The sequence below is a fragment of the Pseudonocardia hydrocarbonoxydans genome (genome assembly GCF_006539565.1).
Taxonomy (GTDB): Bacteria; Actinomycetota; Actinomycetes; order Mycobacteriales; family Pseudonocardiaceae; genus Pseudonocardia; species Pseudonocardia hydrocarbonoxydans.
Window position 1 is genome coordinate 74444 of the sequence record NZ_BJNG01000018.1, and the last position, 14859, is coordinate 89302.

Below are 14859 nucleotides of genomic sequence, written 5' to 3' on the forward strand. Positions count from 1 at the left end.
ACAACGAAGGACTGAGGACTCATAGTGCTCGACGTCAACTTCTTCGACGAGCTGCGCATCGGTCTGGCCACCGCGGAGCACATCCGCGAGTGGTCCCACGGCGAGGTCAAGAAGCCCGAGACGATCAACTACCGCACGCTCAAGCCCGAGAAGGACGGACTCTTCTGCGAGAAGATCTTCGGCCCGACCCGGGACTGGGAGTGCTACTGCGGCAAGTACAAGCGCGTCCGGTTCAAGGGCATCATCTGCGAGCGCTGCGGCGTGGAGGTCACGCGCGCCAAGGTGCGTCGTGAGCGGATGGGGCACATCGAGCTGGCCGCCCCGGTCACGCACATCTGGTACTTCAAGGGTGTGCCGAGCCGGCTGGGCTACCTGCTCGACCTGGCGCCCAAGGACCTCGAGAAGATCATCTACTTCGCGGCCTACGTGATCACGTCGGTCAACAAGGAGCTGCGCCACAACGACCTGTCCACGCTCGAGACCGAGATGAGCGTGGAGCGCAAGCGGGTCGAGAACCGGCGCGACACCGATCTCGAGGAGCGGGCCCAGAAGCTGGAGGCCGACCTGGCCGAGCTCGAGGCCGAGGGCGCGAAGGGCGACGTCCGTCGCAAGGTCAAGGACGGTGGCGAGCGCGAGATGCGCCAGCTGCGCGACCGCGCCCAGCGCGAGCTCGACCGGCTCGACGAGATCTGGACCGCCTTCGTCAAGCTCGACGTGCAGCAGCTCATCGCCGACGAGTCGATCTACCGGGAGCTCTACGACCGGTACGGCGACTACTTCACCGGCGCCATGGGCGCCGAGGCGATCCAGACGCTGCTGCAGAACTTCGACATCCCGGCCGAGGCCGAGAACCTGCGGGAGACCATCCGCAGCGGCAAGGGGCAGAAGAAGCTCCGCGCCCTCAAGCGCCTCAAGGTCGTCGCGGCGTTCCAGACCACCGGCAACTCGCCGATGGGCATGGTGCTCGACTGCGTCCCGGTCATCCCGCCGGACCTGCGCCCGATGGTGCAGCTCGACGGTGGCCGCTTCGCGACCTCCGACCTGAACGACCTGTACCGCCGGGTCATCAACCGCAACAACCGCCTCAAGCGACTGATCGACCTCGGCGCACCCGAGATCATCGTCAACAACGAGAAGCGGATGCTGCAGGAGGCCGTCGACGCGCTGTTCGACAACGGCCGCCGCGGCCGGCCGGTGACGGGCCCGGGCAACCGGCCGCTCAAGTCGCTGTCCGACCTGCTCAAGGGCAAGCAGGGTCGGTTCCGCCAGAACCTGCTCGGCAAGCGCGTCGACTACTCCGGCCGTTCGGTCATCGTCGTCGGCCCGCAGCTCAAGCTGCACCAGTGCGGCCTGCCCAAGCAGATGGCGCTGGAGCTGTTCAAGCCGTTCGTCATGAAGCGGCTGGTCGACCTCAACCACGCGCAGAACATCAAGTCCGCGAAGCGCATGGTCGAGCGTGGCCGCTCGCAGGTGTGGGACGTGCTCGAGGAGGTCATCTCCGAGCACCCGGTGCTGCTCAACCGCGCACCGACCCTGCACCGCCTGGGCATCCAGGCCTTCGAGCCGCAGCTGGTGGAGGGCAAGGCCATCCAGCTGCACCCGCTGGTCTGCGAGGCGTTCAACGCGGACTTCGACGGCGACCAGATGGCGGTGCACCTGCCGCTGTCGGCCGAGGCGCAGTCCGAGGCGCGCGTGCTGATGCTGTCGTCGAACAACATCCTCTCGCCTGCGTCCGGGCGTCCGCTGGCCATGCCGCGACTCGACATGGTCACGGGCATCTACCACCTGAGCCGGCTGCGCGAGGGCGCCCACGGCGAGGGCGGGGTCTACTCCTCGGTCGCCGAGGCGATCATGGCCTACGACCGCAAGGTGCTCCACCTGCAGGCGCCCATGAAGATCCGGCTGCACGGGGTCACCCCGCCTGCCGAGATCGCGGAGTCCATCGGCTGGACCGAGGGCGACCCGTGGCTGGCCGAGACGACGCTGGGACGGGTGCTGTTCAACGAGCTGCTCCCGGCCGACTACCCCTTCGTCAACGAGATCCTGCCGAAGAAGCGCCAGGCGATGATCGTCAACAACCTGGCCGAGCGGTACTCGATGACCGAGGTCGCGCAGTGTCTCGACCGGCTCAAGGACGCGGGCTTCTACTGGGCCACCCGCTCCGGGGTCACGATGGCCGTCTCCGACGTCATCGTGCCGCCGAACAAGCAGGAGATCCTCGACGGCTACGAGGTCAAGGCCGAGCAGGTCAACAAGCGCTACCTGCGTGGGGCCCTGTCCCACCAGGAGCGCAACGACGAGATGGTCAAGATCTGGACCCAGGCCTCCGAAGAGGTCGCCCGGGCCATGGAGGCCAACTTCCCCGAGGACAACCCGATCCCGACGATCGTCAAGTCGGGCGCGGCGGGCAACATGACCCAGGTCCGGCAGCTCGCCGGCATGCGTGGTCTGGTGGCCAACCCCAAGGGCGAGTACATCCCCCGTCCGATCAAGTCCAACTTCCGTGAGGGCCTGTCGGTCCTGGAGTACTTCATCTCCACGCACGGCACCCGCAAGGGCCTCGCCGACACGGCACTGCGTACCGCCGACTCGGGCTACCTGACCCGTCGTCTGGTGGACGTGAGCCAGGACGTCATCGTCCGCGAGGTCGACTGCGGCACCGAGCGCGGTGTCTCCATGGCCGTCACCGAGGAGACCTCCGACGGCCGGCGGATCCCGCACCGTTACCTGCGCACCGCCGTCTACGCCCGCACCTCGGGCGAGGACGTCACGGGGCCCGACGGTTCGGTGATCGTGTCCCGGGGCGACGACCTCGGCGACCCGGCACTCGACGTGCTCGTCGCGGCCGGCGTCGAGACGATCAAGGTGCGCAGCCCGCTCACCTGCATGTCGGCCACCGGCATCTGCGCCATGTGCTACGGGCGCTCGATGGCCACCGGCAAGCTGGTCGACGTCGGCGAGGCGGTCGGCATCGTCGCGGCGCAGTCGATCGGTGAGCCGGGGACCCAGCTCACGATGCGTACCTTCCACACCGGTGGTGTGGCGGGCGACGACATCACCACGGGTCTGCCGCGTGTCCAGGAGCTGTTCGAGGCCCGCGTCCCCAAGGGCAAGGCCCCGATCGCCGACGTCGACGGGCGCATCTCCATCGAGGACGGCGAGCGTTTCTGGAAGATCACCCTCACGCCGGACGACGGCAGCGAGGAGATCGTCTACGAGAAGCTGTCGAAGCGGCAGTGGCTCGCGATGACCGTCGTCGACGGCCAGGAGCGTCCGCTCGCCGACGGCGACCACGTGCACGTGGGCCAGCTGCTCCTCGAGGGCACGGCCGACCCGCACGAGGTGCTGCGCGTCATGGGCCCGCGTGAGGTGCAGCTGCACCTCGTGCGTGAGGTGCAGAAGGTGTACCGCACGCAGAGCGTGGACATCCACGACAAGCACATCGAGGTGATCATCCGGCAGATGCTGCGCCGGGTCACGATCATCGACTCGGGGTCCACGGAGTTCCTGCCCGGCGCCCTCGCCGAGCGGGCCGACTTCGAGACCCAGAACCGGCGCGTCGTGGCCGAGGGCAACGAGCCCGCGTCCGGCCGCCCGGTCCTGATGGGGATCACGAAGGCCTCGCTGGCCACGGAGTCGTGGCTGTCCGCGGCCTCGTTCCAGGAGACCACCCGGATCCTCACCGATGCCGCGATCAACGGGAAGCGCGACAAGCTCGTCGGGCTCAAGGAGAACGTGATCATCGGCAAGCTGATCCCGGCCGGTACGGGCATCGCCCGCTACCGCGACATCCAGGTCCAGCCCACGGAGGAGGCCCGCGCGGCCGCCTACGCGCTGCCGAGCTACGACGACGGCTACTACAGCCCCGACGTGTTCGGCACGGGCACCGGCGCCGCGGTGCCGCTGGACGACTACGACTTCGGTCGCGACTACCGCTAGGTAGCCGCTCGGAGGGTCCCGGACGGGGCCGGCCACCCCTCTCCCGTGGGGGTGTCCGGCCCCGTCCGCGCGTTCCGCCCCTGCACGAACGGCACTCTGGCCCCACCGAGTTGGGTGAGAGCGTCGGGGATTCTGCGGGACCTGGCGGTGAACCACGCGCACGCGGCCCGCCGACCACGCCCGCCGGTCCTGGCCGTCCCGGCTCAGGGGCGTTCGTAGTCCGCAGGGTCGAAGTGCGCCGTGCGGCGGCGGTACTCGCGCATCAGGCCGGGCCAGTTGTTGACGATCCGCCCGCTCGCCGTGCGGTACCAGCTCTGGCAGCCCGTCCACACGCTGTCGCCCAGCCTGTCCTGCATCTCGGTGTCGAAGCGCGACTCCACGTCCGGGCGCACGCTGAGCGGGCCCGCACCGCCGGCGACGGCGGCGATCGCCTGCCGCACGTAGGCGATCTGGCTCTCCAGCATGTGCACGATCGACCCGGAGCCGACGTTGGTGTTGGGGCCGTAGAGCAGGAACAGGTTGGGGAAACCGGGCACGGAGATGCCCAGGTGCGCCCGCGCGCCGTCGCGCCACCGCTCGGACAGCTCGACACCGCCCGGGCCGAAGATCTTCATCGGCGCCAGGAAGTCGCTGGTGGCGAAGCCGGTGCCCAGGATGATCACGTCGGCCGCGTGCTCGGTGCCGTCCGCGGTGCGGACTCCGGTCGGGGTCACGGCGGCGATGGCGTCGGTGACGACATCGACGTGGGGGCGGGCCAGCGCCGGGAACCAGTCCGAGGAGATGCCGACGCGCTTGCAGCCGACGGGGTAGTCGGGCTGCAGCCGCGCGCGCAGCCCGGCGTCGGGCACCTGCCTGCGCAGCATCGCGTGGTGGGCCCAGCGGAACGGCGGGGTGAGCAGCGGGAACCGGGTGAAGCCCAGCGCGCCGGTCTCGAAGAACAGCGTCCAGAACCCGCGGGCGGGCAGCCGGCCGGCCGGGAGCACGCGCTGCAGCGTGCGGGCCACGCGGCCGTAGGGGCGGTCCGGCTTGGGGATCAGCCAGGGCGCGGAGCGCTGGAAGACCGTCATCGAGGCGACGTCGTCGACGATGGCGGGCACGAACTGGATGGCGCTGGCCCCGGTGCCGACGACGGCGACCCGTTTCCCGCGCAGGTCGACGTCGTGGTCCCACTCCGCGGAGTGGAAGACCGGGCCGGCGAAGGTGTCGAGCCCGGGGATCCGGGGCCGCGCGGGCCGGGACAGCTGCCCGCACGCGGGCACCAGCACGTCGGCCTCCAGCGAGCCGCCGTCGGAGAGGTCGAGCCGCCACGTGGCGCGGGCGTCGTCCCAGTGGGCCTCGGTGACCTCGGTGCCCAGCCGCGGTGCGAGCCGGTGCTCGGCCGCGACGCGTTCCAGGTAGCGCAGGATGTCGGGCTGCGGCGCGAAGCGCCGGGTCCACTCGCGCCCCGGGGCGAAGGAGAACGAGTAGAGGTGCGACGGCACGTCGCACGCGGCACCGGGGTAGGTGTTGGCCCGCCACACCCCGCCCACGCCGTCGGCCTTGTCGAGGATCGTCACGTCGGCGACGTCGGACCCGCTCAGCACCGCACCGAGCCCGATGCCCCCGAAACCCGCACCGACGACGGCGACGCGCACGCGGTCCGCGGCGCAGTCGCGCCGCACGGCGGCACCGAGCCCGGCCACCGCGGCGTCGGCCTCGGCGAGCAGGCCGGCGAACACGGGGTAGGCGTGCCACATCCCGGCCGCGCGGGTGTAGGAGACCGGGACGCCGGCCGCGCGGGCCCGCTCGACCAGCGCGTCGGCGTCGCCGACCAGCACCTCGTCCGCCCCGGCGACGACGTGCAGCGGGGGGAACCCGGACAGGTCGGCGGCCAGCGGTGCGAGCTCCGAGGCGTCGGCACCGGCCCGGTAGTCCTCGGCGGCGGGGGTCAGCGTGTCGGCGTCGAGCATGGCGTCGCGCCCGGAGTTGGCGAGCACCCACGGCGAGGACAGGTCGAGGTCGAGCCACGGGGAGATCAGCCCGATCGACCCGGGCAGCTCCTCGCCCGCGGCCCGCAGCCGCAGGGCGAGCGCCATGGCCAGCCCGCCGCCCGCGGAATCCCCGAGCACCGCGATGTGTTGTGCACGGTGCCCGGCCGCGCGCAGCGCCCGCCAGGCCGCCACCGCGTCGTCGACGGCGGCCGGGAACGGGTGCTCCGGGGCGAGCCGGTAGTCCGGGACGTGCACGGGTGCGCCGCAGGCCCGGCTGAGCTGGGCGGTCAGCGACCGGTGTGATCTCGGGGAGCCGGTCTTGTACCCGCCGCCGTGCAGGTACAGGACCTGGTGCGGGCCGTCGGACCCCGGTGTGGCGACCCGCTCCGCAGGCACACCGCCGAGCACGGTGGCGGTGCGCCGGGTGCCCCGGGGCACGGGCAGGACGTACCCGGTGACGTCGAGCAGCCGGCGGCTGAGCGGCAGCGGCAGCAGCGGGGTCAGCAGCGGCGCGACCACGCCGCGGGTCAGCAGCCGCACGGCGGCACGGGGGAGGGGCATACCGGACGGTAACCGGAGACGCGGGTCCGGCGGAACGGCTCGCCGGGGCCACGCGCCGCACGCCCGGGCCAGGCACGTCGGGTGCGACGAGCGGGTGTCCGTGCGCGGCGAGCGGGCGAGTCCCCTTGCGGCCGGCGGCACGGTGCGGCACTCTGCCCGTACCGGCAGACGCTGACCAGGACCCGTTTTGACCCCCTCTCGGCGGGGCGGGTACTCTTGGTGCTTGCGCTCGACCTCGGTCGGGCCGATCTGCGCGCCCGTGGGTCGTCGATCGCAGGCTCCGGCTCGCGATCGCGCCGCGACGCGCAGGGCCGATGGCCACCCGGTGAGGTTCCCCGACTTCATGTGCACGGTGTCCAGAGGTGCGACACGCCCGACCTCGGGGGAGGGCGGCCGGTGCTACCGGCCTCCCCGGCACGTCATCCAGAGAGCACAGCACCACCGACGGGAAGAAGCAGACGGTTCATGCCCACGATCCAGCAGCTGGTCCGCAAGGGCCGTCAGGACAAGGCCACCAAGACGAAGACGGCCGCGCTCAAGGGGAGCCCCCAGCGCCGCGGCGTCTGCACACGCGTCTACACGACCACCCCGAAGAAGCCGAACTCGGCGCTTCGCAAGGTCGCGCGCGTCAAGCTGACCAGCCAGATGGAGATCACGGCCTACATCCCCGGTGAGGGCCACAACCTCCAGGAGCACTCGATCGTCCTCGTCCGCGGCGGCCGCGTGAAGGACCTCCCGGGTGTCCGCTACAAGATCGTCCGCGGCTCGCTGGACACGCAGGGCGTCAAGAACCGCAAGCAGGCTCGCAGCCGCTACGGCGCGAAGAAGGAGAAGAGCTGATGCCTCGCAAGGGCCCTGCTCCGAAGCGACCGCTGGTCTCCGACCCGGTCTACAGCTCGCCGCTGGTCACCCAGCTGGTGAACAAGGTGCTCCAGGACGGCAAGCGCTCGCTGGCCGAGCGCATCGTCTACGCCGCGCTCGAGGGCACGCGCGAGAAGACCGGCGCCGACCCCGTCGTCACGCTCAAGCGGGCGCTCGACAACGTCAAGCCCGCCCTGGAGGTGCGCAGCCGCCGCGTCGGTGGCGCCACCTACCAGGTCCCGGTCGAGGTCCGTGCCGTCCGGCAGACCACGCTGGGCCTGCGCTGGCTGGTGTCCTACGCCGGCGCGCGCCGCGAGAAGACCATGGTCGAGCGGCTCATGAACGAGCTGCTCGACGCGAGCAACGGCCTCGGTGCCGCCGTCAAGCGGCGCGAGGACATGCACAAGATGGCGGAGTCCAACAAGGCCTTCGCCCACTACCGCTGGTGACCGACGGACCGTCGATCGCCAACCCTCTGAGGGAGAGCTAGCAGTGGCACGGGACGTCCTGACGGACCTGGGCAAGGTCCGCAACATCGGCATCATGGCGCACATCGACGCCGGCAAGACCACCACGACCGAGCGGATCCTGTACTACACCGGTCTGAACTACAAGATCGGTGAGGTGCACGACGGCGCGGCCACGATGGACTGGATGGAGGAGGAGCAGAAGCGCGGCATCACGATCACCAGCGCCGCGATCACCTGCTTCTGGAAAGACCACCAGATCAACATCATCGACACCCCCGGCCACGTCGACTTCACCGTCGAGGTCGAGCGCTCCCTGCGGGTGCTCGACGGCGCGGTCGCGGTCTTCGACGGCAAGGAGGGGGTCGAGCCGCAGTCCGAGCAGGTCTGGCGGCAGGCCACCAAGTACGACGTCCCGCGCATCTGCTTCGTCAACAAGATGGACAAGCTCGGCGCCGACTTCTACTTCACCGTGAAGACGATCAAGGAGCGGCTCGGCGCCACGCCGCTGCCCCTGCAGCTGCCGATCGGCTCCGAGAACGACTTCATCGGTGTCGTCGACCTGGTCGAGATGCGCGCGCTCACCTGGCGCGGCGAGGTCAAGATCGGTGAGGACTACACCGTCGAGGAGATCCCGGCCGATCTCGCCGAGAAGGCCGCGGAGTACCGCACGGCCCTCGTCGAGGCCGTCGCCGAGACCGACGACGAGCTCATGGAGCTCTACCTCGGTGGCGAGGAGCTCACGGTCGAGCAGATCAAGCACGGCATCCGCAAGATCGTGACCGACCGGATCGCCTACCCGGTGTTGTGCGGGTCCGCGTACAAGAACAAGGGCGTCCAGCCCATGCTCGACGCGGTCATCGCCTACCTGCCGTCGCCGCTGGACGTGCCGCCGGTCGAGGGCACGCTGCAGGACGGCGAGACGGTGGCCACCCGCAGGCCGGCCGTCGACGAGCCGTTCTCCGCGCTCGCGTTCAAGATCGCCGCGCACCCGTTCTTCGGCAAGCTCACCTACATCCGGGTGTACTCCGGCAAGGTCGCCGCGGGGTCCCAGGTCGTCAACTCGACCAAGGACCGCAAGGAGCGCATCGGGAAGATGTTCCAGATGCAGGCCAACAAGGAGAACCCGGTCGACGAGGCCCAGGCCGGCCACATCTACGCGGTCATCGGCCTGAAGGACACCACGACCGGGGAGACCCTGTCGGACCCGCAGCACCCCATCGTGCTCGAGTCGATGTCCTTCCCCGACCCGGTCATCCAGGTCGCGGTGGAGCCGAAGACCAAGGCCGACCAGGAGAAGCTGGGCGTCGCGATCCAGAAGCTGGCCGAGGAGGACCCCACCTTCCAGGTCACGCAGGACGAGGAGTCCGGCCAGACCATCCTCGCCGGCATGGGGGAGCTGCACCTCGAGGTGCTGGTGAACCGCATGAAGACCGACTACAAGGTCGAGGCGAACATCGGCAAGCCGCAGGTCGCCTACCGCGAGACCATCCGCCGGACGGTGGAGAAGTACAGCTACACGCACAAGAAGCAGACCGGTGGCTCGGGCCAGTTCGCCAAGGTGATCATCACCATCGAGCCCCTGGACACCGCCGACGGTGCGCTGTACGAGTTCGACAACAAGGTCACCGGTGGCCGCATCCCGCGGGAGTACATCCCGTCGGTCGACGCCGGTGCACAGGACGCCATGCAGTACGGCATCCTGGCCGGCTTCCCGCTCGTCGGGGTCAAGCTGACCCTGGTCGACGGTGCCTACCACGAGGTCGACTCGTCCGAGATGGCGTTCAAGGTCGCCGGCTCGATCGCGCTCAAGGAGGCCGCACGTCAGGCCAGCCCGGCGCTGCTCGAGCCGATGATGGCCGTCGAGGTCACCACGCCCGAGGACTACATGGGTGAGGTGATCGGCGACCTCAACTCCCGCCGCGGCCAGATCCAGGCCATGGAGGAGCGGGCGGGCGCCCGCGTCGTCAAGGCGCTGGTCCCGCTGTCCGAGATGTTCGGCTACGTCGGCGACCTCCGGTCGCGGACCCAGGGCCGGGCGAACTACACCATGGTCTTCGACTCCTACGCGGAGGTCCCGACCAACGTGGCCAAGGAGACCATCGCCAAGGCCACGGGCGAGTAGCACTCCCCGGCGGGCCCGTCACGGGCCCGCCGGACCCCGTTCCACCCACAGACCCCCCCCGTCAGCACGGCGGATGAAGTCACTCAGTCCAGGAGGATTCCCCAGTGGCGAAGGCGAAGTTCGAGCGGACCAAGCCGCACGTCAACATCGGCACCATCGGTCACATCGACCACGGTAAGACCACGCTGACGGCGGCAATCACCAAGGTTCTCCACGACAAGTACCCGTCCCTCAACGAGGCGTCGGCGTTCGACCAGATCGACAAGGCTCCCGAGGAGCGTCAGCGCGGCATCACGATCTCGATCGCGCACGTCGAGTACCAGACCGAGAAGCGCCACTACGCGCACGTCGACTGCCCCGGGCACGCCGACTACATCAAGAACATGATCACCGGTGCGGCGCAGATGGACGGCGCCATCCTGGTGGTCGCCGCGACCGACGGCCCGATGCCCCAGACGCGTGAGCACGTGCTGCTCGCCCGCCAGGTCGGCGTGCCCTACATCGTCGTCGCGCTGAACAAGGCCGACATGGTCGACGACGAGGAGATCCTGGAGCTCGTCGAGCTCGAGGTCCGCGAGCTGCTGTCGTCGCAGGAGTACCCCGGCGACGACCTGCCGATCGTGCGCGTCTCGGCGCTCAAGGCCCTCGAGGGCGACGCCGAGTGGGCCGACAAGCTGCTCGAGCTCATGGACGCCGTCGACGAGTCGATCCCCGAGCCCGAGCGCGACGTCGACCGCCCGTTCCTCATGCCCGTCGAGGACGTCTTCACGATCTCCGGTCGTGGCACCGTCGTCACCGGCCGCATCGAGCGCGGCATCGTCAAGGTGAACGAGGAGGTGGAGGTGGTCGGCATCAAGGAGAAGTCCTTCAAGACCACCACGACCTCCATCGAGATGTTCAAGAAGTTCCTCGACGAGGGTCGCGCCGGCGACAACGCGGCGCTGCTGCTCCGCGGTGTCAAGCGCGAGCAGGTCGAGCGCGGCATGGTCATCGTGAAGCCCGGCACCACCACGCCGCACACCGAGTTCGAGGGCCAGGTCTACATCCTGTCCAAGGACGAGGGCGGCCGGCACACGCCGTTCTTCAACAACTACCGTCCGCAGTTCTACTTCCGGACGACGGACGTCACCGGCGTGGTCACGCTGCCCAGTGGCACCGAGATGGTCATGCCCGGCGACAACACCCTCATGGACGTGAAGCTGATCCAGCCGATCGCCATGGAGGAGGGCCTGCAGTTCGCCATCCGCGAGGGTGGTCGGACCGTCGGCGCCGGCCAGGTCACCAAGATCACCAAGTAACACCGCACCACCCCCCGGTCAAGGGTGCCGCACGTCGTGTGGCATCCTTGACGGGTTGCGCGTAGGGCCCCGGCATGCGCGGAGTTCGTCTCCGTGCGTGCCGGGCCCGGCGCCAGCCCCCCGAGCACAGTGACCCCCCGGGGTCGCGGGTGATCACGGGGAACCGGTACGCGATCCGGGCGACACGCCCGACCTCGTGGACCGGAGCCCAGACCGTGCGAACCGACAGCGCCACCGCGCGCTGCGCCGGTCCACGGGCCGGGCCCGACCCGGAAACGCCCGCAGCACGCTCCCAGGATGAGAAGGACGACCGACGACCATGGCGGGACAGAAGATCCGCATCAGGCTGAAGGCCTACGACCACGAGGCCATCGACGCCTCCGCGCGCAAGATCGTCGAGACGGTCACGCGCACGGGAGCTCGGGTCGTCGGGCCGGTGCCGCTGCCGACGGAGAAGAACATCTACTGCGTCATCCGCTCGCCGCACAAGTACAAGGACTCGCGCGAGCACTTCGAGATGCGCACCCACAAGCGGCTGATCGACATCCTCGACCCGACGCCCAAGACGGTCGACGCGCTCATGCGCATCGACCTGCCGGCGTCCGTCGACGTGAACATCCAGTAGGGCTGACGGACTCATGAGCGAACGACAGATCACCGGGATCCTGGGCACCAAGCTCGGGATGACCCAGGTCTTCGACGAGAACAACCGGGTGGTCCCGGTCACCGTGGTCCAGGCGGGCCCGAACGTGGTGACGCAGGTCCGCACGGCCGAGAAGGACGGCTACGTCGCCGTCCAGCTGGCCTACGGCGCCATCGACCCGCGCAAGGTGAACAAGCCGCGCACCGGGCACTTCGGCAAGGCGGGCACGACGCCGCGGCGCCACCTGGTGGAGCTGCGCACCTCCGACGCCGCCGAGTACACGCTCGGCCAGGAGATCACCGCCGAGGTCTTCTCCGACGGCGCGACGGTCGACGTGGTCGGCACCAGCAAGGGCAAGGGCACCGCGGGCGTCATGAAGCGCCACGGCTTCCACGGCCTCGGCGCCAGCCACGGTGTGCAGCGCAAGCACCGCTCGCCGGGCTCCATCGGCGGCTGCGCCACGCCGGGCCGCGTCTTCAAGGGCATCAAGATGGCCGGCCGCATGGGCGTCGCCCGCGTCACCACCCAGAACCTCACCGTGTTCCGGGTCGACGCCGAGCGCGGCCTGCTGCTGATCAAGGGTGCCGTGCCCGGTCCCCGTGGTGGCCTGCTGCTCGTCAAGACCGCCGCGAAGGGTGGTGTGACCGCATGACCACGACCGTGAAGGCAGACCTGCCCGCGCACGTCTTCGACGTCACCGCGAACGTGCCGCTGATGCACCAGGTGGTGGTGGCCCAGCTGGCCGCCGCCCGCCAGGGCACGCACGACACGAAGACCCGTGGCGAGGTCCGCGGCGGCGGCAAGAAGCCGTACCGCCAGAAGGGCACCGGCCGCGCGCGCCAGGGCTCGACCCGCGCGCCGCAGTTCACCGGCGGCGGTGTCGTCCACGGCCCGACGCCGCGCGACTACACGCAGAAGACGCCCAAGAAGATGAAGGCCGCCGCGCTCCGCGGGGCCCTCTCCGACCGGGCCCGCGCGGGCCGCGTCATCGTCGTCGACTCGCTCGTCACCGGCGACGCGCCCTCCACCAAGGCCGCGCGCACGACGATCGAGGGCCTCGTCAGCGACGCCGCGCACCGCGTGCTCGCCGTCGTCGGCCGTGAGGACGTCGTCAGCCAGCTCAGCCTGCGCAACCTGCCGACCGTGCACCTCATCGCGCCCGACCAGCTGAACACCTACGACGTGCTCGTCAACGACGTCGTGCTGTTCACCGAGGAGTCGCTCGAGACCTTCCTCGCCGGGCCCGTCGCGGCGCCGACGCGGAGGTCCGCCGCCGCGGCGCAGCCGCAGGGCCTGCTCAAGAAGCCCGCGGCCCCCGCCGACGACGCCGCGCCGTTCGGCCCGCAGAGCCACGCTCCGCTGGCCGACGGTGGCCAGCCGGAGGGCTTCCCCGTCAAGGGCAACGCGGACTCGATGCTCTACCACGTGCCGGGCAGCTCGTTCTACGCCCGCACCGTGGCCGAGGTCTGGTTCGCCACCGCCGAGGCTGCCGAGGCCGCCGGCTTCCAGCTGCCGCCGTCGCAGCGTGAGAAGGAGGGCAAGTGATCCCCGATCCGCGGGACGTCCTGCTCGCGCCGGTCGTCTCCGAGAAGAGCTACGGGCTGCTCGAGGAGCGCCAGTACACCTTCCTCGTGAAGCCGGACGCGAACAAGACCGAGATCAAGATCGCCGTCGAGAAGGTGTTCGGCGTCAAGGTGCTCTCCGTGAACACCCTGAACCGCAACGGGAAGCGCAAGCGCTCCCGCACCGGCTACGGCAAGCGCAGGGACACGAAGCGCGCGATCGTCACGCTCTCCGAGGAGAGCCGGACGATCGACGTCTTCGGTGGCCGGGCAGGGGCGTAGGACGATGGGTATCCGTAAGTACAAGCCGACGACCCCCGGTCGCCGTGGCTCCAGCGTCTCGGACTTCGCCGAGATCACGCGGTCCACGCCCGAGAAGTCGTTGATCCGTCCGCTGCACTCCAAGGGCGGGCGCAACGCGCACGGGCGTATCACCACCCGGCACCAGGGCGGTGGCCACAAGCGGGCCTACCGCCTGATCGACTTCCGTCGCAACGACAAGGACGGCGTGCCGGCCAAGGTCGCGGAGATCGAGTACGACCCGAACCGCACTTCGCGGATCGCACTGCTGCACTACGCCGACGGCGAGAAGCGCTACATCATCGCGCCGGAGAAGCTCAAGCAGGGCGACCGCGTCGAGGCCGGCCCCCGGGCCGACATCAAGGTCGGCAACAACCTGCCGCTGCGCAACATCCCCACCGGCACCGTGATCCACGCGATCGAGCTCCGCCCCGGTGGCGGCGCGAAGATGGCGCGCTCGGCCGGGGCCAAGGTGCAGCTGGTGGCCAAGGACGGCCCGTACGCGCAGCTCCGGCTGCCGTCGGGGGAGATCCGCAACGTCGACGTCCGCTGCCGCGCGACGATCGGCGAGGTCGGCAACTCCGAGCACTCCAACATCAACTGGGGTAAGGCCGGCCGCATGCGGTGGAAGGGCAAGCGCCCGACCGTCCGCGGTGTGGCCATGAACCCGGTCGACCACCCGCACGGTGGTGGTGAGGGCAAGACCTCCGGTGGTCGCCACCCGGTCAACCCCGCGGGCAAGCCCGAGGGCCGCACCCGCCGTACCAAGCCGTCCGACAAGTTGATCGTCCGCCGGCGTCGCACCGGCAAGAACAAGCGCTGAGCAGGGAGGTAAAAGATGCCACGCAGCCTGAAGAAGGGCCCGTTCGTGGATGACCACCTGCTCAAGAAGGTGGACGTCCTCAACGAGTCGGGCAAGAAGACCGTCATCCGGACCTGGTCCCGACGGTCGACCATCATCCCCGACATGATCGGGCACACGATCGCGGTGCACGACGGCCGCAAGCACGTGCCGGTGTTCGTGTCGGACTCCATGGTGGGCCACAAGCTGGGGGAGTTCGCGCCCACGCGGACCTTCCGTGGCCACATCAAGGACGACCGCAAGTCGCGCAGGCGCTGAGACGGAGCAGGAG

General features: G+C 69.9%; 12 protein-coding genes. 11 read left to right on the forward strand and 1 reads right to left on the reverse strand.

Annotation, left to right across the window (positions count from 1 at the left end):
• The first annotated feature begins 24 nt into the window (after positions 1-24).
• Positions 25-3939, forward strand: a complete 3915-nt coding sequence (locus tag PHY01_RS12895; RefSeq protein ID WP_141278850.1) for a DNA-directed RNA polymerase subunit beta' — start codon at positions 25-27, stop codon at positions 3937-3939.
• 203 nt (positions 3940-4142) lie between these two features.
• Here PHY01_RS12895 and PHY01_RS12900 read toward each other — a convergent pair whose 3' ends face one another.
• Positions 4143-6470 carry an alpha/beta hydrolase fold domain-containing protein gene (locus tag PHY01_RS12900; RefSeq protein WP_170183787.1) on the reverse strand — a complete coding sequence of 776 codons (2328 nt, stop codon included), beginning with the start codon at positions 6468-6470 and terminating at the stop codon, positions 4143-4145.
• Positions 6471-6935: 465 nt separating this feature from the next.
• On the opposite strand from PHY01_RS12900, the gene rpsL reads away from it, so the two are divergent.
• The 10 genes from rpsL (at position 6936) to rpsS (ending at position 14846) form a co-directional block, all read left to right on the forward strand.
• Complete coding sequence (gene rpsL, locus PHY01_RS12905; RefSeq protein WP_141278851.1) at positions 6936-7310, forward strand: 30S ribosomal protein S12; 375 nt, start codon at positions 6936-6938, stop codon at positions 7308-7310.
• Complete coding sequence (gene rpsG / locus PHY01_RS12910) at positions 7310-7780, forward strand: 30S ribosomal protein S7 (protein WP_141278852.1); 471 nt, start codon at positions 7310-7312, stop codon at positions 7778-7780. Before rpsL ends, rpsG begins: the two co-directional genes overlap by 1 nt.
• Before the next feature lie 43 nt (positions 7781-7823).
• The gene (gene fusA / locus PHY01_RS12915; protein WP_141278853.1) at positions 7824-9923 is read left to right on the forward strand and encodes an elongation factor G; all 2100 of its coding nucleotides are present in this window, start codon (positions 7824-7826) and stop codon (positions 9921-9923) included.
• 104 nt (positions 9924-10027) lie between these two features.
• Positions 10028-11221, forward strand: coding sequence for an elongation factor Tu (gene tuf, locus PHY01_RS12920; protein ID WP_141278854.1), 1194 nt, complete (start codon positions 10028-10030; stop codon positions 11219-11221).
• Positions 11222-11540: 319 nt separating this feature from the next.
• Positions 11541-11846 carry a 30S ribosomal protein S10 gene (gene rpsJ / locus PHY01_RS12925; protein WP_040804197.1) on the forward strand — a complete coding sequence of 102 codons (306 nt, stop codon included), beginning with the start codon at positions 11541-11543 and terminating at the stop codon, positions 11844-11846.
• A gap of 13 nt (positions 11847-11859) precedes the next feature.
• Complete coding sequence (gene rplC, locus PHY01_RS12930) at positions 11860-12516, forward strand: 50S ribosomal protein L3 (RefSeq protein WP_141278855.1); 657 nt, start codon at positions 11860-11862, stop codon at positions 12514-12516.
• Positions 12513-13409: a 50S ribosomal protein L4, sunset domain variant gene (rplD, locus tag PHY01_RS12935; RefSeq protein ID WP_141278856.1), complete on the forward strand. Its 897-nt coding sequence runs from the start codon at positions 12513-12515 to the stop codon at positions 13407-13409. The genes rplC and rplD overlap by 4 nt, the downstream gene beginning before the upstream one ends.
• Positions 13406-13708 carry a 50S ribosomal protein L23 gene (gene rplW, locus PHY01_RS12940; RefSeq protein ID WP_141278857.1) on the forward strand — a complete coding sequence of 101 codons (303 nt, stop codon included), beginning with the start codon at positions 13406-13408 and terminating at the stop codon, positions 13706-13708. Before rplD ends, rplW begins: the two co-directional genes overlap by 4 nt.
• 4 nt (positions 13709-13712) lie before the next feature.
• Positions 13713-14549 carry a 50S ribosomal protein L2 gene (gene rplB / locus PHY01_RS12945; protein WP_141278858.1) on the forward strand — a complete coding sequence of 279 codons (837 nt, stop codon included), beginning with the start codon at positions 13713-13715 and terminating at the stop codon, positions 14547-14549.
• A 15-nt stretch (positions 14550-14564) separates the two neighbouring features.
• Positions 14565-14846, forward strand: coding sequence for a 30S ribosomal protein S19 (gene rpsS, locus PHY01_RS12950; protein WP_141278859.1), 282 nt, complete (start codon positions 14565-14567; stop codon positions 14844-14846).
• Positions 14847-14859: the final 13 nt, after the last annotated feature.

Bases quoted from the DNA above. Each gene is read 5' to 3' on its own strand.
- rplC (WP_141278855.1), top strand. From the start codon at position 11,860: ATGAGCGAACGACAGATCACCGGGATCCTGGGCACCAAGCTCGGGATG.
- rpsG (WP_141278852.1), top strand. From the start codon at position 7,310: ATGCCTCGCAAGGGCCCTGCTCCGAAGCGACCGCTGGTCTCCGACCCG.
- rplB (WP_141278858.1), top strand. From the start codon at position 13,713: ATGGGTATCCGTAAGTACAAGCCGACGACCCCCGGTCGCCGTGGCTCC.
- rpsS (WP_141278859.1), top strand. From the start codon at position 14,565: ATGCCACGCAGCCTGAAGAAGGGCCCGTTCGTGGATGACCACCTGCTC.
- rplD (WP_141278856.1), top strand. From the start codon at position 12,513: ATGACCACGACCGTGAAGGCAGACCTGCCCGCGCACGTCTTCGACGTC.
- rpsL (WP_141278851.1), top strand. From the start codon at position 6,936: ATGCCCACGATCCAGCAGCTGGTCCGCAAGGGCCGTCAGGACAAGGCC.
- rpsJ (WP_040804197.1), top strand. From the start codon at position 11,541: ATGGCGGGACAGAAGATCCGCATCAGGCTGAAGGCCTACGACCACGAG.
- PHY01_RS12900 (WP_170183787.1), bottom strand. From the start codon at position 6,470: ATGCCCCTCCCCCGTGCCGCCGTGCGGCTGCTGACCCGCGGCGTGGTC.